The organism is Halomonas sp. DP1Y21-3 (genome assembly GCF_019801245.1).
Classification (GTDB): domain Bacteria; phylum Pseudomonadota; class Gammaproteobacteria; order Pseudomonadales; family Halomonadaceae; genus Halomonas; species Halomonas litopenaei.
In genome coordinates this window covers 48,748-64,394 of record NZ_JAHVJM010000004.1, presented here as the reverse complement: position 1 = coordinate 64,394, position 15,647 = coordinate 48,748, and the positions used below count along the sequence as shown (strand labels likewise).

General features: G+C 58.8%; 25 protein-coding genes. 4 read left to right on the top strand and 21 right to left on the bottom strand.

The annotated features are described in order from the left end of the window. The gene (locus tag KUV74_RS12450) at window positions 1-1,326 is read right to left on the bottom strand and encodes a terminase large subunit domain-containing protein (RefSeq protein WP_222516477.1); all 1,326 of its coding nucleotides are present in this window, start codon (window positions 1,324-1,326) and stop codon (window positions 1-3) included. Continuing rightward, window positions 1,289-1,747 (bottom strand): hypothetical protein, encoded by a 459-nt coding sequence (locus tag KUV74_RS12445; RefSeq protein WP_222516476.1) that lies wholly within the window; start codon window positions 1,745-1,747, stop codon window positions 1,289-1,291. Before KUV74_RS12445 ends, KUV74_RS12450 begins: the two co-directional genes overlap by 38 nt. A gap of 36 nt (window positions 1,748-1,783) precedes the next feature. On the opposite strand from KUV74_RS12445, the gene KUV74_RS12440 reads away from it, so the two are divergent. Continuing rightward, window positions 1,784-2,068, top strand: coding sequence for a hypothetical protein (locus KUV74_RS12440; RefSeq protein ID WP_222516475.1), 285 nt, complete (start codon window positions 1,784-1,786; stop codon window positions 2,066-2,068). A 128-nt stretch (window positions 2,069-2,196) separates the two neighbouring features. On the opposite strand, the gene KUV74_RS12435 is transcribed toward KUV74_RS12440, so the two are convergent. From KUV74_RS12435 to KUV74_RS12350, 18 genes are all read right to left on the bottom strand, one after another. Beyond that, window positions 2,197-2,463 carry a hypothetical protein gene (locus tag KUV74_RS12435; RefSeq protein WP_222516474.1) on the bottom strand — a complete coding sequence of 89 codons (267 nt, stop codon included), beginning with the start codon at window positions 2,461-2,463 and terminating at the stop codon, window positions 2,197-2,199. A 638-nt stretch (window positions 2,464-3,101) separates the two neighbouring features. Further along, the gene (locus KUV74_RS12430; protein WP_222516473.1) at window positions 3,102-3,608 is read right to left on the bottom strand and encodes a hypothetical protein; all 507 of its coding nucleotides are present in this window, start codon (window positions 3,606-3,608) and stop codon (window positions 3,102-3,104) included. A gap of 80 nt (window positions 3,609-3,688) precedes the next feature. Then, on the bottom strand, window positions 3,689-4,003 hold the full coding sequence (locus tag KUV74_RS12425) for a hypothetical protein (RefSeq protein WP_222516472.1): 315 nt from the start codon (window positions 4,001-4,003) through the stop codon (window positions 3,689-3,691). A 37-nt stretch (window positions 4,004-4,040) separates the two neighbouring features. Then, window positions 4,041-4,544: a lysozyme gene (locus KUV74_RS12420; protein WP_222516471.1), complete on the bottom strand. Its 504-nt coding sequence runs from the start codon at window positions 4,542-4,544 to the stop codon at window positions 4,041-4,043. 270 nt (window positions 4,545-4,814) lie between these two features. Beyond that, window positions 4,815-5,747 (bottom strand): sensor domain-containing diguanylate cyclase, encoded by a 933-nt coding sequence (locus KUV74_RS12415; RefSeq protein ID WP_222516470.1) that lies wholly within the window; start codon window positions 5,745-5,747, stop codon window positions 4,815-4,817. A gap of 318 nt (window positions 5,748-6,065) precedes the next feature. Then, the gene (locus KUV74_RS12410; protein ID WP_222516469.1) at window positions 6,066-6,680 is read right to left on the bottom strand and encodes a hypothetical protein; all 615 of its coding nucleotides are present in this window, start codon (window positions 6,678-6,680) and stop codon (window positions 6,066-6,068) included. 166 nt (window positions 6,681-6,846) lie between these two features. Then, the gene (locus KUV74_RS12405) at window positions 6,847-7,014 is read right to left on the bottom strand and encodes a hypothetical protein (RefSeq protein ID WP_222516468.1); all 168 of its coding nucleotides are present in this window, start codon (window positions 7,012-7,014) and stop codon (window positions 6,847-6,849) included. A 109-nt stretch (window positions 7,015-7,123) separates the two neighbouring features. Next, window positions 7,124-7,591 (bottom strand): hypothetical protein, encoded by a 468-nt coding sequence (locus tag KUV74_RS12400; RefSeq protein ID WP_222516467.1) that lies wholly within the window; start codon window positions 7,589-7,591, stop codon window positions 7,124-7,126. After that, entirely contained in the window at window positions 7,588-7,893 is a 306-nt protein-coding gene (locus tag KUV74_RS12395; RefSeq protein WP_222516466.1) for a hypothetical protein, read from the bottom strand. The genes KUV74_RS12400 and KUV74_RS12395 overlap by 4 nt, the downstream gene beginning before the upstream one ends. Further along, window positions 7,886-8,323 carry a DUF968 domain-containing protein gene (locus tag KUV74_RS12390; RefSeq protein ID WP_222516465.1) on the bottom strand — a complete coding sequence of 146 codons (438 nt, stop codon included), beginning with the start codon at window positions 8,321-8,323 and terminating at the stop codon, window positions 7,886-7,888. Before KUV74_RS12390 ends, KUV74_RS12395 begins: the two co-directional genes overlap by 8 nt. Next, on the bottom strand, window positions 8,320-8,469 hold the full coding sequence (locus KUV74_RS12385; protein WP_222516464.1) for a hypothetical protein: 150 nt from the start codon (window positions 8,467-8,469) through the stop codon (window positions 8,320-8,322). The genes KUV74_RS12390 and KUV74_RS12385 overlap by 4 nt, the downstream gene beginning before the upstream one ends. Further along, complete coding sequence (locus KUV74_RS12380) at window positions 8,466-8,906, bottom strand: recombination protein NinB (RefSeq protein ID WP_261395392.1); 441 nt, start codon at window positions 8,904-8,906, stop codon at window positions 8,466-8,468. Before KUV74_RS12380 ends, KUV74_RS12385 begins: the two co-directional genes overlap by 4 nt. Before the next feature lie 76 nt (window positions 8,907-8,982). Then, the gene (locus KUV74_RS12375; RefSeq protein ID WP_222516463.1) at window positions 8,983-9,165 is read right to left on the bottom strand and encodes a hypothetical protein; all 183 of its coding nucleotides are present in this window, start codon (window positions 9,163-9,165) and stop codon (window positions 8,983-8,985) included. Next, window positions 9,162-9,896, bottom strand: a complete 735-nt coding sequence (locus KUV74_RS12370; RefSeq protein WP_222516462.1) for a hypothetical protein — start codon at window positions 9,894-9,896, stop codon at window positions 9,162-9,164. The genes KUV74_RS12375 and KUV74_RS12370 overlap by 4 nt, the downstream gene beginning before the upstream one ends. Window positions 9,897-9,898: 2 nt before the next feature. Then, on the bottom strand, window positions 9,899-10,804 hold the full coding sequence (locus tag KUV74_RS12365) for a helix-turn-helix domain-containing protein (RefSeq protein ID WP_222516461.1): 906 nt from the start codon (window positions 10,802-10,804) through the stop codon (window positions 9,899-9,901). Between the two features lie 23 nt (window positions 10,805-10,827). Further along, window positions 10,828-11,523: a phage antirepressor KilAC domain-containing protein gene (locus tag KUV74_RS12360; protein WP_222516460.1), complete on the bottom strand. Its 696-nt coding sequence runs from the start codon at window positions 11,521-11,523 to the stop codon at window positions 10,828-10,830. Between the two features lie 65 nt (window positions 11,524-11,588). Continuing rightward, complete coding sequence (locus KUV74_RS12355; protein WP_222516459.1) at window positions 11,589-12,077, bottom strand: phage regulatory CII family protein; 489 nt, start codon at window positions 12,075-12,077, stop codon at window positions 11,589-11,591. Window positions 12,078-12,141: 64 nt separating this feature from the next. After that, entirely contained in the window at window positions 12,142-12,348 is a 207-nt protein-coding gene (locus tag KUV74_RS12350) for a transcriptional regulator (RefSeq protein WP_261395391.1), read from the bottom strand. 1 nt (window position 12,349) lies between these two features. Between KUV74_RS12350 and KUV74_RS12345 the strand changes: the two genes are divergently transcribed. The 3 genes from KUV74_RS12345 (at window position 12,350) to KUV74_RS12335 (ending at window position 14,753) form a co-directional block, all read left to right on the top strand. Next, a complete protein-coding gene (locus KUV74_RS12345; RefSeq protein ID WP_222516457.1) occupies window positions 12,350-13,168 on the top strand; it encodes an XRE family transcriptional regulator in 819 nt (272 codons plus the stop codon). A 62-nt stretch (window positions 13,169-13,230) separates the two neighbouring features. Continuing rightward, window positions 13,231-13,869, top strand: a complete 639-nt coding sequence (locus tag KUV74_RS20995; RefSeq protein ID WP_222516456.1) for a type VI secretion system-associated protein TagO — start codon at window positions 13,231-13,233, stop codon at window positions 13,867-13,869. A 539-nt stretch (window positions 13,870-14,408) separates the two neighbouring features. Next, complete coding sequence (locus KUV74_RS12335) at window positions 14,409-14,753, top strand: hypothetical protein (protein WP_222516455.1); 345 nt, start codon at window positions 14,409-14,411, stop codon at window positions 14,751-14,753. A gap of 407 nt (window positions 14,754-15,160) precedes the next feature. On the opposite strand, the gene KUV74_RS12330 is transcribed toward KUV74_RS12335, so the two are convergent. Next, window positions 15,161-15,622 carry a hypothetical protein gene (locus KUV74_RS12330; protein ID WP_222516454.1) on the bottom strand — a complete coding sequence of 154 codons (462 nt, stop codon included), beginning with the start codon at window positions 15,620-15,622 and terminating at the stop codon, window positions 15,161-15,163. Between the last annotated feature and the right edge of the window lie 25 nt (window positions 15,623-15,647).

Genomic DNA, 15,647 nt, shown 5'->3' with positions numbered 1-15,647 from the left:
TCAGGCGAGTCCTCGAATGCGTTTCATGCCGACCTTCGGCTTGTTGACCAAGTAATCCCTCACAATGAAGTACCCGGCAGCGTCGTTGGGGTGATCCTTGTCGTTCTCTTTGTCAGGTTCGCCCTGTTTGTTCCATGCCTGCTGCTCTAACGCGTCGGTATAAGCTGGGCATGCATAGGGGTTTACCTTGTAACGGCGCTCGCCCTTGGCGTTGCAAAACGCCGCATTCATCGAGTTGACGCGGTCCTTGACGGGTGGGTTACTGGCGTTCACCACCACCCGAAAGCCGGCGTCACGCAATTGAGCAATGTCCGTTGTCGACGCATTCACTGACCGGCGCGAGTCGCCCGAGGCGTCGGGGTATACGTGGATTTCGCAGGTCTTGATGTAATCGTCGCCGTCATAGCGCCAATAGCGCTCTTTGATGCGGCGGATCATGTCGGGGGTGTCGTGCCCCCCCATGATTTCGTCCACCGCGCGAGGATCGCCGTCACGCTTAACATGGGTCACCGCCGCCATCTTGCCGACGTTGAAGTCCATGCCGATGAACAGCGGCTCGCCCTGCTGCACGGTGTCCATGCAAGCATTCAGCGCCCGATTGAACTGACGGTAGACCGTGCCAGTGGTCAGGTTGACGAATAGGCCACGCAGGTAGGCATCGATCAGCTGCGGCGGATAGGCCTCCAGCAGAGCGTCGATGTAGTCATCTGGCAGGTTCGCCTCGTTGTCATAGGTCGATGCCTGAACCAGACCGTAGCGCTGAGCCATGGACGGCTTATCACGCAACGCTTTGACGAACTGCTGATGGACGAACTTGAACCCCTCGGGCGTCGTCGTCACGTCGATGCCGTTCCTGAGCCCGTCGACCTTGTAGCGCATCCGCGCCATGATCTTGCGCCAGGCCATTTCGGCCTTGGCAGTAGCCATCAGGTCGAGTTCGTCAACCAGGGCATGCCCGATCTTAAAGCCGACGATGCTGCCCGGCTTATCCATCGAGCGGCATATCACCGTGGCGCGGTACTGCCGGCCGCTATACAGGTGGACCTCGCGGTTTGCCTCTCGCACCTCCGCGCGCAAGGCAAGCGAGTGTGCGACCTCCTCGATGGTCGGGTAGAAGATGTCCCGGATCTGAGGATAGGTCGGGGCGAAGTACCCCATGTTGATGCGCGGGTGCTGCCAAGCATGGGCGCCGATCCCGCTACAGCCGACCCAGGTCTTTCCAGAGCCAAAGCCGGCAACATAGGCCCGGAACTTCTGCTGCATCGCCAGGAACTGACCTTGCGGGCGATTAAGCGTCGCCTCGGTTTCGATCGGGGTCGCTGGCATCCTGCACCTTGAAGACGACGTTGACCGGTTGAGGTGCGTCGTCCTGTCCGTCTGGTTCGGGTTTGTTGCGCCACCTGTCTGGCTTGCGGTTGTTCAGCCATATGGCGGCGGCGGTAGTGTCAGGCGGGTAGTGCTTAGTCGTCTGGTGGGTGACGATCTCGCCCTGGTTGTTGAACACTTTCTCCTCGGGGTGGCTATAGCCGAGAGCTCTCTCATAGAGGCGAGTGGCTACCTCCGCATCTGCCATCACCTTTCCGCTTTTTATGGACTCCGAAAACCCCTTGTGATTGAGCTTCCACTTATTGATAGTGGATTCTGCCACTCCAAAAAAGTCAGCGAGTTCGGCGTCCGTGGCTCCCAGCAAGCACAGCTTGCGGGCCTGCTCGGCGAACTCCGCTTTGTACTTGGTGGGTCTGGCCATTATTGATATCCAAAATTTTATTAGGCAGGAGGCAAAATGGCCCAGTTAGCTTTTAAGCAAATAAAATTGCCAAACGAACAAGCGCCTGATATTCCGCAAAATTTTTCTCTCCCCGTTGCAGAGATACTCGGCTTCACATACGACGAAGGTTCTACAGCTGGCTATATCCACTACCGGTACATCGATGATTCGGCTAAACAGCTTTATTCCTTCGTCGTGAGACGGGCAGATAGCAAAGCATCTATGGTCGGTGAAGAGTTGATGGGCTCTTTTTACTTCGGGCTAGAAGGAGTTCCATACCTTGTGTTTCGAACGAGATGAGGAGCGATGCTCCGATTTCGCCACCATCGCATAGAGGCTGCCTGAGAGTCGTCGGCGACTACGGAGTGCAGCGCTTCACAGCGTCCGCCCTTAGTAAGTGGGGACCACCTCCGGGTGCTGCAGGGTGTTCAGTCAGGCGTGAACACGACTTCGTTCATCTGCTCGTCAGTCATGCCTTCGGCTACACGGATGTTCTCGTCCTGGCTAAGGGCATGCGTCATGACCATCACTGTGTCGAGCAGGTCGCGGCGATCCCAGTGGCCTCGCTCGTCCACAGCGTCGTTCTTCCAGCAGTGGGTGAATCGATCACCAGGCACCGCCCGATCCTGCGGTCGGTTGCAGCCCACGCAGAGGAATGAGCCACCACAGTCGGAAATCTGGTTCGACAGCGGCATGCAGTCGTCTCGTCCTCTCGGGCATTCAGGGCATTGCATCCATCACCTCATCTTGATCACGTGTGAACCTGCGGGATCCTCACCGATCTCGAACGATAGTGACTCGCTCTTAGCCGCGGTCGTAAAGTAGAAAGCGTTGATAGATCGATGATAGGCGTCTTGCCACCGGATCGTTCAGCGACTACTCTGCTGCCGCTTTAGTCCACCATCAGGAGCGGTCGCGGTGAACAAGTATTTAGTCGAGAGCTACTTAACCCCTACGCGCCGTCAAGTGAGGTGGGCGGTGGTGAAGCTATCTCGACACTACAATGAGGAGTCCCGCGAGGTTGTTTCGCGGCATGTGGATGAGGCAGAAGCCCGTGCCGAAGCAGCAGCTCTATCGTTCGATTTGCAGCCTGTCACCTAGGCTATCCTTGTGGCTGCCCCCCTTTGATTGCGAGGTAGCTCCACAATGCCTGCCAGATTCCAAGTTCGCTCAGTGCTCACGGACCCCGACAGCACCAAGGTCGATTACTGGCAGGTGGTCGATACGCACCTGAACGATGACGTAATTGCTTCCTACCACGACTGCGAAGCAGCTGAACGAGAAGCAGAAAAACTCAACCGAGATAGCGAGGCTGACTGAATACCCGTCGGGTTCACTTTGTTCTAATCGCGTCCATGAACGTACGGGGCGCTCTGCTCTCTTGCCGCTGCCGGCTGCCGAGGAAGAAGCCCATCACGCTGCTGACCAGGCCTGCGGCAATGCCCGTCACCGCGATGTCGGCATACCGCTCACCGGTGGGCGTCAGCTCCACGAACGTCACCGCGCCGATGTAGGCGAACACAGCGACGATCACCAGGGTGCCGAGCAGGTACACGAAGTTGCGGGCCAGCCAGCCGGCGTTGTCAGCCTGGAGCGTGGCGACCTGCATAGCCCGGGCGTCCTGCTGATCCTGCAGGTAGAGACGGGTCAGTTCGATATCGAGCTCGCGCAGCTTGGCCTTGGCCGCTTCCGGATCAGCCTGTACGTGACTCACTACCGCCTGCGGCGTGGCCTCAGTGCCCAGTGCGTCAGCGACGCGCTTACCCAGAGCAGCACCGACCAGGCCACCAGCGCCAGGTACAACGGCATTGCCAGCCGCGGCGCCTGCGACCTGAACCATGCCAGGGGCAGCCTCTTTGAGCGCTTGGCCAACGCTCGGTGCGATCTCTGATAGGAATCCACCAACTTCGCTCCAGTTCATCACCGGTTCTCCAAGCGCGACACCCTGGCGCCCAGGGCATCAATGCGGCTGTTGATCTGATCGCGGTACATGGCTGCGTCGTTGATCGTCATGTAGTCGTTGCCGACCTCTCGCAGGTCAGCGCGAAGCTGTTCGGTCAATGTGATCAGCTGGGATATGCGCTCGTCCTGGCGCGCTGATGTCTCGATCAGAGTCAGGGTGGTGTTTCCTGACCAGGCGAGCAGGCCGACGACGAGGGCTAAGAGCACGGTTTGGACGTGCCTCTCGAGAATAGGCTTGGCCTTCAAGGCAGTATCGGGACTCGTTTCAGACATCCCGCCTCCTGGGTGGGCCTGCGTAGACAATACGGATTTACGGCTTTGAAACTCTGACGGTCTCGTCAAGCCAGTGAAACTGGACGCTCTCAGGCGTCAGGAATAACTCGCGCTCAGCCTTGCGGCGTCGGGTCAGCCCAGCCAATACGCGACCACCAGCCTTGTTCCAGCGCGGCAGCTCGTCCGCGGCGCCACGGTAGTCGCCGGTATTAATCTTGCGCAGGAGGGTAGAGGTCTCGAGAGCTGTAGGGCCGACGTTGTAGGTGAACGAGACCAGGGCGTCGAACTGGTTCTGGTTGAGCGGTACAACCACCAGGCGCTCGACGTCATCTTCGAACCGGGCAACGTCATGACGGAGGAAGGCGAATGCCTCATCCTCGGTGATCGTGTCGCCGGGCTGAACGGGGGAGCCATCGGGGTAACGAGTTGTGCCCCGTCCGATGGTCCAAGGATGGCCGCCGGTCCCAGGATCGGGGTATGCCTCAAGCTCGAGGCCCTCGAACTCGGCGACCAGGTTCAGTCCGCGCTGGCTGGTCTGCATGGCAACACCTCGGGGAATAAAACAGCCCGCAGGAACGGGCAAAGACACCAGGTGGCGGCGTCAATCACGGAAAAGGGTGCCGCCCGACCAGGGCGAGGGAAGGCTCGCAGGGCGGCATAACGAACTACGCCCCGGCGGGAGGCCAGGGCGCAGGAAAGAACAAGTCTGCCTGAACTAACGGATCGAGTATCAAGGACGGTATGCGGTTACTAACTTCGAGGAATCATTGAGTCGTGCAACAGCCTGCTGCGCCGAATGAAGAGTTTAGAATCACACCTCATTCGAGGAGTAGACCTCCACGCGATCTCGCCCGTTTCTTTTAGCTTGATACATAGCAATATCAGCTTCTCTTAATAGTCGGGAGAGGCTCGAAGCTTCCTGTCCATTCGTGCCAGAAATTCCAAAGCTTGCAGTGACAGTAATGGAAAAATCTTTGTAATTAATAGGTGAGCTTTTGAGATTTTTTCGTAACCTGTCAGCCAATAATAAAGCTTCGTCTGTAGACGCCCCAGGCACCGCAAGGGCAAATTCTTCGCCTCCAAAACGACAAATGATGTCTGACGATCGCGTTAGACTTTTTAGGCGTTGAGCAGCAGCATGCAAGACATGGTCTCCTGCTGGGTGACCATAGGTATCATTAACAGCCTTGAAGCTATCCAGATCAATCATTACTAGAGAAAACGGGGCATTATCACCACTGGATGTAAGTACGTTGTCGCACTCAGCTAGAAAGGATCGGCGATTAGGAAGATGGGTCAACTCATCCTGTAATGCGAGCCTTTGTGCAGCCTTTTTAGATACACGAAGCTTCTCCTCAAGGTCCTTCTGCGCAGTAATGTCGATGGCTATTTCGATGCGAACCAGTCGGCCGTCAGGCCACACGGTTGCAATATCTCGGCATTGATACCACCGATTATCTCTAGTGTTTCTAAACTCCCACACAACTGGATCTAGCGAGGGTTTGTTCCCTGGCGCTATCAGAGAATTTGTGCAGAAATTGCACGGACCGACTTGGTCTTGTTGTAAATATTGCCAACACTTTTTACCTAAAGGCTCTCCAAATTTACTTTGGAGTGCTTTGTTGACGAAGATAAGTTCGTGGGTATCTAGATCGCTGACGTAAATGAGCGCATCAAGACTCTGGAAAATGCAGCGTATCTCGTTCTCGCTGAGCTGATCTTCGTTTTTTGCAGATTCCCGCATGGCTCATCCCGGCATCAGTCTCTTTGACTTCTGTCTATATTGTACAACTTTCTTAACATTCGTATTAGATTTTCGTGAAGAATGCAGAATAGTGTCGAGCTGGTGTATTGGCCAAGAGTACAATTCCCGTGGCCTTCGGTATGAGGCAGAAGTATGTCGTTGTTTGAGCGGCCTGAATAGCTAAGCTATCGTGCAGCTTAGTGAAATACGAAAAAACCCCGCCGGAGAGGGCGAGGCTTTGATATGTGCTAGCTGTTTGGGTGTACGCCGTCCAGCTTAAAGATAAGCTACAGCATCGGGGCTTAGAAATCCAGCACTTTATGCAGCCTTTCTGATGTTTCTCACCATATCGCCGATCGTCTCGCTGATTGGCTCCATGGCTTCGCCCTCCCAGTGGTTGATCGACCCCTGGATCACGGACCACACCGGCATCCAGTCTTGATGCCACTTTCGGGTGTTGATTGCCACGCCGTACCACTCGGCCATCGTGGCGCCGATGCGCTCAGGGCCCCATGCCAGCTGCTCGTTCGACAGATTGCGTTGCCGCTCCAGTAGGGCGACGTGGATCAGGTAGTGCACGCGCTCTTTCTTCGCGGGGCGCCAGGCTCGACCATCACCCCAGTTCGGGATGCTGGCGATCACCTTGCCCTCGACGGCTTCTACAGCGTCATCCAGATAGGCGTTCGCCTGCTCGGTCGAGGGATGGCACAGCACATGCCCGATTGCAGCCAGGGTGGGCTGCTCACGCTCCAGACGGCAGATGCGGGCGTAGACCGGCCCGTACTCAATGCCGTGGGCAGCGCCGGTACCACCCTTCTTGGTGAACTGCACGCCGCCACCGCTTTCCAGCTCCTCGAGGATGGGGCCCATCTGAGAGCGAACACCGGTATCGAGTGCCATGGCCCATGCCAGTTTCGGATCAGTCGTAATCATGCCGCGCTCTCCCGTTTTGCTCGTGCCTTGGCTTCGTTCGCCGTGCTGTGTTCGCTGATGCTTTGAAACCCTCGCCAGAGGGTGTAGCGGTCGACGCCGCTGTGAGTCGTCTTGCTGATCACGAATTCGCCGCTTTGGATCGAGTAGGCGCTTTTCCGTGACCACTTCAAGGGCGGCGCTCCAGGGTGTCGCGCCACCCAACGCCAGGCGGCGGCTCAGAGATCCCCATCGGCTCATGCCGGTTCGTCTCGCTGACCCATTCGCCGCCCGGTATGCCGTCGTAGATGACGGCCTCGCCCTCGAAGAACACCCAGCGGCCATCGTCGCGCTGCACCAGTGATCCAGCCCAATATGGGGCCGCGCTCCAACTCGGCTTACCCATCACGCCCTCCTCGGATTGTTCACGTAGCGCCGGTCGGGCGGCTTCTCGGATTGCTTGTCGCTCATGCGGCCCCCTTGTTCATCAGCACTCGCCCGTATTCCGCAAGGCACACAGCATCAGCTATGCCGTCGTGCGGCACTCGCTTTCGCCCAGGAGTGAGGTCGACGGCAGGGTAGGCCCGGCGGACGAACGAGATAGCGGCGTCCTTGTCCTTTGCGGTGCCTGCCAGCACGACCTTCTTCCAGGCTTGAGGGGTAACGAGTCGATAGGGAATGCCGAGCGCCTCGCAGACGCCGATGACCAGCCCGAAGCCCATACCGAACTTGAACGTGCTGGAGACGCCCTGCTTGGGCATCGCGTGCACCTTTTCAAGAATCACCACCTCTGGCTCAAGGGCTTGAAGCTCTGCGGCAATTGCGTGGCCGTCGATGTCCTTGCCAGTCACCGGCATGGGGCGAGCGACGCACTCTCCAGAGGTCTGAATGCCGGCGATACCGCCTACTTGCCCCGGGTCGATGCCTACGATCATTGCTCCAGCTCCTGGGCGCGCTTGGCGCTCGCCACGATGTCGGCCAGATCCTGCTCGCGGGTCTTGTGACCCCGTTCGCCGGGCTGCAACGACTTCTTGATCAGGTGTTGCAGCGCTGGATTGTCGACGGCCCAGGCGGCGAGGACGTCGTAGACATCAACCCACACGCCAGGCTTGATCTCGCGGTGGTACTTGTTGCGCGGCTTCTCTTCATCTGCGTGGATCATTAACCAGGCCCGGTCTCTGATATTGGCGATAATCTCGTCGTGTCGGAGCAGGGCGTTGTCGATGTGGTCAGCCATGGGCATCCTCCTTGGCGGCAATGAACTCAAGGGCGTCGGCCAGGGCGCCGACGATGGGCTCGTCTGTGAAGTGGTCGAGGCCGCGGTTGATGGTGTCGATTAGCCACCCTGGCTGTCGGGCCTGCATCTCGGGGCTGGCATGGATCGCCTGATGGCACTCCCGGCAGGCGGGCATGGCGAAGCTGTCCGGGGCTGTGGTGCCCATGCCAGACAGGCCCCAGTGCAGCCCGATGACGTGATGCGCGTCCGTGGCAGGGCCGCCGCACGCACAGCAGGGCAGGGACCGGATGAACGCCAGGTAACGCTCACTGCGCCACCGGGTGTCGGTCGACGTCTTCCGTACTGCCTTGCGGCGCTTCTGCATAGGCTTGCGAGCCATCGGCGCCCGGTTGCGGAGTGGCGTCTTCCGCTGGAGGTCTGATCTCCTCACGCATCCCTCCTGTCGATCCTGTCCAACAGCTCCTGGATGGGCTCGCGGGCCCGGCGCTTCTCCTCGCGCTGCGCCCAAGCCAAGGCGGCACAGGCGCCGAGGCAGGCCACGATGGCGAAGGCGAATAGGGCGAATGTCGGGTTCATGCGGCCTCCCGGTATTCGTCGAACACACGCAGAGCGGGATCGCTCCACTGGACGCCGCGCTCGGCCCCGAAGGCGTCGATCAGGGTCAGCAGGTCGGCGAAACGCTGCTTGGTCATCTTCGAGGTGCGGCCGCCGATCATGACGAAGCCACCCTCGAGGCCCGGCACCACGTCCTGACGCTCCAGGGCGGCTGAAAAAATGTCCTTCCAGGCCTCCTTGGAGAGGCGCCGGCCATACCACTCAACCTGCCGGCTGACGTCGGCCAGCACGGCCCATAGGCGGCGGTTCTGGTCGAGGCTGCGCTGGTTCTTGGGCCGGCGAAGCACCAGCTCGACAGGGCCCGCCTCCAGGCCCCGAGCAGCCATTCGGGCCGCCATCTGGATAACGCCACCCAGGTCCCGCAGGGTGGCGATCTGGTAGGTCAATTCCCTGCTCATCCCTTGCCTCCCGCGATCACTGCCAGGGTAAGAACACCCAGGGAAGCCCCAATGAACAGGCCGATCAGAAATAGGGTCATGCCGCGCCCTCCACTGGAGTGATGGATTCAAGAATCTCGCGACGATCGAACCAGGCATCGCTGTAACTCATGACCGCCAGGCCGCCATCGCTGCGGACGATGGCCTGGGGGCGGTCTTCTTGCTCGGCAAGCCAGACGGCCTCGTCGATGGCAGCGGCGGAATCGGTGAAGGTGGTCATGACCGCACCCCCGCCATATGCTTCTCGGCCTGCTCCAGCACTTCCTGGCGGCGCTTCTCGAAGCGCTCGACTTCCTCTTGGCGGCGCTGGCGTGCGGCCTCGTCGTTGTGGTTCAGAAGGTCGCGCAGATGGGCAATGACCTTGGCGCGCTTTTCCGGGTCGTATCCTGGCTCGTCTTCCGGGCGAGTCGGCGCGGGCAGCAGGTGCTTCACCTTGGGCGACTCCAATCGGCCCTGCTTGATGGCCTCGTCAATGGCCTCCTTGCGGAGCTCCTTGCTGTCCCCAAGGGTGGGCCACCAGCGAGGCTTATCACCCCTGGCTTTGGATGCAGCGACCTCACGCTCGTAGGCGGAGATGAACGCCATCCGGGCACCCACCTTGTCGCCAAGTTCCAGCACCGGACTGGCGGCGCCCATGGCCTTGGCGATCTCGTCGGTCCAGACCACGGTGGCGTTCTCGTCTTGCGATTCCAGCGCCTTGGCCCACGCCTCGTTGGGCGTCAGGTGGTCATCGCTGCTCGACATGCGCTCGAGGATCGCGGCCAGGGTCAAGCGGCCAGACAGCTCGGAGCGGCACCGGGCCAGAGCCTGTTCGACTTCACCGCGCTCCCGGTCTTTAAGGTCGCGGATCATCAGCGACGCGGCGGCGGGCTTGATCTCGCTGCCCAGCACTTCGGCGGTGGCGTAGAGCTGCTCGAGAAGTTGTTCGGCGTCCTGTCGTGTCAGCGGCATGGTCATTCCCCCCAGTTACCCAGCAGGCGCTTGGCCTCGTCGGCGGCGCTGGCGTTGGCTTGCGTGCCGTCCATCTGGCGGGCACGAGTGGCGGTCATCTGGTTTCCGGTCTGCATCTGCATCGCGATGTTTTCGCAGTCAGCCAGCAGCAGGCCGACGGGGTGGCCCTTGGTGACGTAGTACTGCGAGTTGATGCTCAGGAAGTACGCGGCGACGCCGGGGGCCAGGTCAGCACCCACCCGGTCAACCAGTTGGCCAAGCTGCCCGGCAACTTTGGCGTTCCAGATCGGCCAGACGCCGTAGCGGCGGCGGTAGGTCACGGCGTAGTTCGCCCAGGGCTTGAAGGTCTTGGCGCCCTGATCCTTCGGCCCAGGCATGTCGGCAGGGATTGCGACACGGGGTTCGTCAGCAGGTTGATCACGCTCCACCAGATCGCCGGTCGAGACGGGCGGCGTAGCCCCCGGCTCCAACACTGGTTCATTGGACGGTTCAGTGGATGGTTCAAAGGACGGTTCGGGTGACACTGTGTCACCCCGTTCCTGCACAGGTGTCACCCCGTTAGTGTCAGGCTGACACCCCGTTGCTGCACCAGTGTCACCCCGTTTCTTACGGGATGACGTCTTGTCACCCCGCTTGCGGGGAAGATCGGTCATCACGATGTCGTAAACCACTGGACGCTGATCGGCGCGCTCAATGTGAGCAGCGGCGATGGCCTGATTCCCCATGCGAATCACGCCCAGGGACAGGAGGTCATTGATCTTGCGGGTAACAGTGCGACCAGACAGGCCGGTGTACTTGGCCAGTGTGGCGTTGGACGGGAAGGCGTGACGCCCGCAGTTATCTGCGTGGTTGGCCAGCCCCACCAGAACGAAGCGGGCGCCGGCATCAGTGACGATCTCTTGGTTCATGGCCCAAGTCATTGCTTCTACGCTCATGCGGCACCTGCGATCTTGTGCTGAGCCCAAAGGCCGGCAATCCAGTTGACGCCCTTGGGTGTGAATTTGGCCTGGCTGTAGGAGTCTCCACCGTCATCGGTGACGCCGGTCTTGACGACGAAGCGGTCAGCGTCGATGTGCTGCTGGTACGGCATCCACTCGCCGCCCAGGCGGTACATGACACGGCTGTCTTGCAGGAAGGCGCGGAACTCGCGCTCGTTGGCCTGGAGCAGCTTGGCGACCTGGCGGAAACCCTTGTTGCCGGAGTCGGCGGAGACGTAGCGCTCGACGAACTCAACGGCAGGCTTGGCATGCTCAAGGGCGGCCTCGGCGCGCAGCTTGCTCTCAACCTCGTCGGCCCAGGCACGGGCGGCTTCGACAGGATTGGTGAAGTCGGGCAGGGCAGGCTTGATCAATTGCTGCTCCAGCTGCTGCCAGCGATCAACGACAGCTGCTGTGAACTCAGGCGACAGGCGAGCAACCAGCACCAAGGAGTCACGCTTGTCGAACCGGTACTCTTGGTATGTGTTGCCGCGATGCTCATAGGCGAACGTCGCCAGTGGCGAGGTTAAAATTTGATCAGCAGCTAGGCGCTCGGCTGACTTCCGGACAGCGTCATGGCGGCTGCCGGTCAGCTCCGCGATTTCGCGGCTCGACATGGTGGGCTTGCTGGTTTCGATGATGTCGTTCATACTTTGATCACCTTTTCGGTAGAAGCGCCCGGCCCTTGCTCCCCAGCACGCCGGGCGTTTTGCGTTTACTGCCCGACTGATCGCAGGGCAGGTCTTTTCATCGACGCCAGGTCTGCTTTCAACTTGGCTGTCGCTGCCTCGATAGCGCTGAACTGCGCATCCAGGCTTGCTGCTTCGTCTTCGTCCACCTCGCCGTCGGCGATCACTTGGTGGATCAGGCCGGCCAGGCGACCGGCTTCTGTTTGGCTGTCCAGCACCGAGCCCAGCACGTCACCACGGCCCACGCCTGCCTCTGTGCGCTTCACAGCGACCATCCCCATGTCTTCCAGGAACGGCTGGATCATTTCCTTGCGCGACTCGTCGTCGACGCTCCAGAAGATCGAAACGAAGTCCACGAAGCGCAGCGGCATCGCGTCGTTGTCGTCCAGACGGCGATAAAGGCTCTTGGCAGACATGCCGACGTTTACGGCAAGGGCCTTGATGCAGTTGTTGAACGCCGCGTCGTGCACCGGATCGATGAAGGCGTCCATGTCGCGTACTGGTTGTTTATCCATGGGGAAATTCTCCTGATCGATACCGTGCCGCTCGCGGGCGTGGTTGGTTAAGCTTTCGGTGTGGTTAGGCGGCGGACGCCAGGCGGGGGCAAAGCTCGACAGCCGTAACGGCTCCGCCAGTGAGTCGCTCAGCCTTCAATGCGTGAAGCTCGGAAATGCCGTGCTTTCCACTGGACCAGCCGGAAACGCTTGCCTGACTGACCCCGAGCGCCTCAGCGGTTCGCTCTTGGGTACCGAAGTGCTTGATGAGTCGAGAAATAGGAGATTCCATCATGCCGGCCTTTGAAAAAAGGAATGCCTATATAGTAGATACAGGAACTCCTTTTTGCAACGGTATAGGTGCGCCTATATCTTTCTCTGGTATGAACATCGGAGATCGGGTTCGCCGCGCCCGGAAAAACGCAGGCTTAACGCAGAAACAGCTTGGAGACGCGGTAGGGGTTCGGCAGGCCACTATCTCTGATCTCGAGAAGGGTGAATCCCGCTCAAGTGCATACCTCGTCCAGATCGCTGACGTGTGCTCTGTCAGCGCTGAATGGCTGGCAACGGGTAAAGGGGAAATGCTCGGTGCCAGCAACGTCTCGACCTTGCGCCCGCGCCGCCCAGCAGAAGGCAATGCTGAGCTGATTGACCACGAGATCATCGAGGGTAGCGAGCCGCTGCGTCCTGACGAGGTGATGTTGCCAGTGTTCAGAGAGGTGGAGTTTGCCGCTGGCGATGGCTGTGCCACCCAGGTCATCGAGAACCACGGGGCGGAGGAGCGCTTTAGCCTGCCGCGCCTGTCGAGGGCTGGAGTGCAGCCTGAAAACGCCGCTCTCGCTATCGTTAAGGGTGACTCCATGTGCCCGGCCATCAACGATGGCGCCACTATCGGCATCGACAAGGGGAGCCGGAGCGTCGTCGATGGCAAGATCTACGCCCTCGACCATGACGGCATGCTGCGCGTGAAGCGCCTCTACCGCATGCCTCTGAACCGCGTGCGCGTGGTCAGCGAGAATAGCGTTGAGTACCCGGAGGAGGTTTACAGCCTTGCCGATCCGGACGCCCCTAAGATCCTAGGAAGGGTCTTCTGGTGGGAAAACTTCGATTGATCACTATGATGTGGGTGAGGGCGCTTGGCTACTGAGGTCAGCCCCACGAGCAGGAGTATAGGGTGCCCAGCAAGAATGCAGTCTTGACCATAGGCGTTTCCGGCATAGTACTGATCTTGGCCGCGATTTTTGGACAAGATCCTGAATCGCTGCGATCTGAAGGGAGTAGCACTCCACCCTCGTCCGCCGCCGAGGCCAGCGAGCCCCAGCAAGATAGTCTCCCGCCAACACCTCCCGAGCCGAGTGCCCCCTGGTCGGTCAGCCAGGACACATCCCTCATCGACGACTCGATGAATGTTTGGCTCACCACGTATTCCAACGAGCCTGTTCCCCACAAATATCGCTCTGGACGCGCTGCGCCTGCTAGGCTCCAGCTTCGGTGCATGGAGAACACGACGGCACTGTATATCGAGTTCAACGGGCACCACATGGCAAGCAGTCGTTACCACGACTGGGGTGACGTCGACCTTCGCGTCGACTCTCGCAATGCACGAACGATCGGTATGGATGCATCTACTGATAACAGCCTGCTCGGCCTATTCAGGGGCGGCCAGTCAATTCCCGTCATCAAGTCCATGTTTGGCGCCGAAACGCTGCTGGTCCGAGCCACACCGTTTAACGAGTCGCCCATCACAGTCACGTTCGACGTCCACGACTTGGAGAGCGAGATAGCCCCGCTCCGCGAGGCCTGCCACTGGTAGCAAGGCCTGGTGAGTACTGACAACCCGTCCATTCGACGGGTTTTTTGTGCCCGCTCGTAGCGCTCACGCCCGATAGCCGCCCTTGAGGCGGTTTTCCTTTGCGCATTCCGCATAGGGAAAACAATGATATATAGGCGGCTGCGATAAAATATAGGTAAAGCTGTTGACGTCACAAATAGGTATGCCTATATTTGGAGGCGTGGACAGGGCAGCAGCCCACCACCCGAGCTACCGGATGTAGCCGACCCGGAGACCCAGCGAAGTCGGAGCTGGCGAGGCGAGGCCCCAACAGAGGGCGAGCCGCGACCCTAAAGGGTTATCCACCAGCCTTCTCGCCGAGAGGGCTGATGGATGACAACGGGAGGAAGCTATGAGCGAAGCGCGAAGCGCGTCACCTGCGTAGTGGTGAGGCAGCCGGGGCTGACCGGCAGGATTCCGGGCTTTGCCGCGGCAGAGCCCATCCGAAAGCGGTGAATGCGTAGGCTGATGCGCAGCGAAACCGGTGTAGCGGGCAACGATGGACCGGAACACTTCGACCCATGCCGGAGATCAGCACCGGCCACCGCTTTCGGATGACAACGGACAGGGGGAAGGCAGTGAGCAATGGCACCGACTACCACCACGCTATCAACCAGCTGCATGACGCACTTGATCACATAGCCCGCATGGCCAGGGCGTCGAGGACGCAGACCAAGCGGCTGCGCCGTATTGCAATGCGAGCTGAAAAAGTGCGCAACGGCGAGACCTTCCGCCAGGAAGAAGCATGCAGCCTGAAAATGAAGGTCCGGTCACCAGCAAGCTACGAGGCTGAAATTCGGGTGCTCAAGCGAGAGATCGCCGAACTAAAGGGCGTGACAACGGAGCCTACGAGCGATGGGGAGTGATGAGTGGGACCAATGCCGCCTGATCGATTGCATTGGATGCTGATTGCCCGAATTGTGAGGTGTATGTCGATCTAGCCACCGCTGATGATTTTTGGTCCGACGCAAGGTTTTATGAATGTGAGAATGAAATCGAACGAATTTGCGACGTTACTGTGTTTTGCTCCCAGTATGACCATGAGTTTATCGTTGATTTTGATTGTCGATCACCAGGCCCGCCATGCCACGCTCCACCTCGTCGCTGAGGATCAGCGACCAATCTATGAGGCTAAAAATATTCTATGGGCATAGGGTGCGGTATGCCTTATTCCAATAGTTCACCCGAAGGCAGCGGGTGAACGGTGGTAGGTTTAATTCCATGTTTTGGAGAAAGCCTGATCTCTTATTGTGACACTATGTGGTTTTTTGGACTAGCTATCTCGTTGTTTCCATGGTTGCTCTAGTCTTTTCTCATTAGGGTTTGAGGCGATCTTATGTTCTGGAAATAAGCAATAACCACCGCTATTTCGAATGAATGGTGGCGGGTGGAATCCTGTTGTAGAGGGTTTAGGAAGTTCAATATAAAATATTCTTTTGAAATTTGCCTCGCCTGTTGATGTCTTGATAGGTGTTTTTTCGTATTTTCTTGAAAAAAGGTTTTTTATTTTTCCGATTTGTTTACATGCACTTTTCCCAAGTTTTGAGAAAAATCCTTCTGGTTTTTTCGATGATTTAGAGTTGTTTTCCTCTGTTTCGTGTGCGTGAGGAGGCGGCGTTTTAATGCCTTTTTTCTCGGGCGAGCGAACTTCGTTCATGCAAAGTCCCTCGTTTTCAGCCCTGTCTAATGAAGATTCATCGGTTTTGGTGATGTCTTCTTTCATTACGATTGACATGAGTTTTTTATCCTTTAGTTGATGG

What these genes read in the sequence shown, in the direction of transcription:
- KUV74_RS12450 (WP_222516477.1), bottom strand. Translation starts at nt 1,326, where the DNA reads ATGCCAGCGACCCCGATCGAAACCGAGGCGACGCTTAATCGCCCGCAA.
- KUV74_RS12445 (WP_222516476.1), bottom strand. Translation starts at nt 1,747, where the DNA reads ATGGCCAGACCCACCAAGTACAAAGCGGAGTTCGCCGAGCAGGCCCGC.
- KUV74_RS12440 (WP_222516475.1), top strand. Translation starts at nt 1,784, where the DNA reads ATGGCCCAGTTAGCTTTTAAGCAAATAAAATTGCCAAACGAACAAGCG.
- KUV74_RS12435 (WP_222516474.1), bottom strand. Translation starts at nt 2,463, where the DNA reads ATGCCGCTGTCGAACCAGATTTCCGACTGTGGTGGCTCATTCCTCTGC.
- KUV74_RS12430 (WP_222516473.1), bottom strand. Translation starts at nt 3,608, where the DNA reads ATGGTTCAGGTCGCAGGCGCCGCGGCTGGCAATGCCGTTGTACCTGGC.
- KUV74_RS12425 (WP_222516472.1), bottom strand. Translation starts at nt 4,003, where the DNA reads ATGTCTGAAACGAGTCCCGATACTGCCTTGAAGGCCAAGCCTATTCTC.
- KUV74_RS12420 (WP_222516471.1), bottom strand. Translation starts at nt 4,544, where the DNA reads ATGCAGACCAGCCAGCGCGGACTGAACCTGGTCGCCGAGTTCGAGGGC.
- KUV74_RS12415 (WP_222516470.1), bottom strand. Translation starts at nt 5,747, where the DNA reads ATGCGGGAATCTGCAAAAAACGAAGATCAGCTCAGCGAGAACGAGATA.
- KUV74_RS12410 (WP_222516469.1), bottom strand. Translation starts at nt 6,680, where the DNA reads ATGATTACGACTGATCCGAAACTGGCATGGGCCATGGCACTCGATACC.
- KUV74_RS12400 (WP_222516467.1), bottom strand. Translation starts at nt 7,591, where the DNA reads ATGATCGTAGGCATCGACCCGGGGCAAGTAGGCGGTATCGCCGGCATT.
- KUV74_RS12395 (WP_222516466.1), bottom strand. Translation starts at nt 7,893, where the DNA reads ATGGCTGACCACATCGACAACGCCCTGCTCCGACACGACGAGATTATC.
- KUV74_RS12385 (WP_222516464.1), bottom strand. Translation starts at nt 8,469, where the DNA reads ATGAACCCGACATTCGCCCTATTCGCCTTCGCCATCGTGGCCTGCCTC.
- KUV74_RS12380 (WP_261395392.1), bottom strand. Translation starts at nt 8,906, where the DNA reads ATGAGCAGGGAATTGACCTACCAGATCGCCACCCTGCGGGACCTGGGT.
- KUV74_RS12375 (WP_222516463.1), bottom strand. Translation starts at nt 9,165, where the DNA reads ATGACCACCTTCACCGATTCCGCCGCTGCCATCGACGAGGCCGTCTGG.
- KUV74_RS12370 (WP_222516462.1), bottom strand. Translation starts at nt 9,896, where the DNA reads ATGCCGCTGACACGACAGGACGCCGAACAACTTCTCGAGCAGCTCTAC.
- KUV74_RS12365 (WP_222516461.1), bottom strand. Translation starts at nt 10,804, where the DNA reads ATGAACCAAGAGATCGTCACTGATGCCGGCGCCCGCTTCGTTCTGGTG.
- KUV74_RS12360 (WP_222516460.1), bottom strand. Translation starts at nt 11,523, where the DNA reads ATGAACGACATCATCGAAACCAGCAAGCCCACCATGTCGAGCCGCGAA.
- KUV74_RS12355 (WP_222516459.1), bottom strand. Translation starts at nt 12,077, where the DNA reads ATGGATAAACAACCAGTACGCGACATGGACGCCTTCATCGATCCGGTG.
- KUV74_RS12350 (WP_261395391.1), bottom strand. Translation starts at nt 12,348, where the DNA reads ATGGAATCTCCTATTTCTCGACTCATCAAGCACTTCGGTACCCAAGAG.
- KUV74_RS12345 (WP_222516457.1), top strand. Translation starts at nt 12,350, where the DNA reads ATGCCGGCCTTTGAAAAAAGGAATGCCTATATAGTAGATACAGGAACT.
- KUV74_RS12335 (WP_222516455.1), top strand. Translation starts at nt 14,409, where the DNA reads ATGCCGGAGATCAGCACCGGCCACCGCTTTCGGATGACAACGGACAGG.
- KUV74_RS12330 (WP_222516454.1), bottom strand. Translation starts at nt 15,622, where the DNA reads ATGTCAATCGTAATGAAAGAAGACATCACCAAAACCGATGAATCTTCA.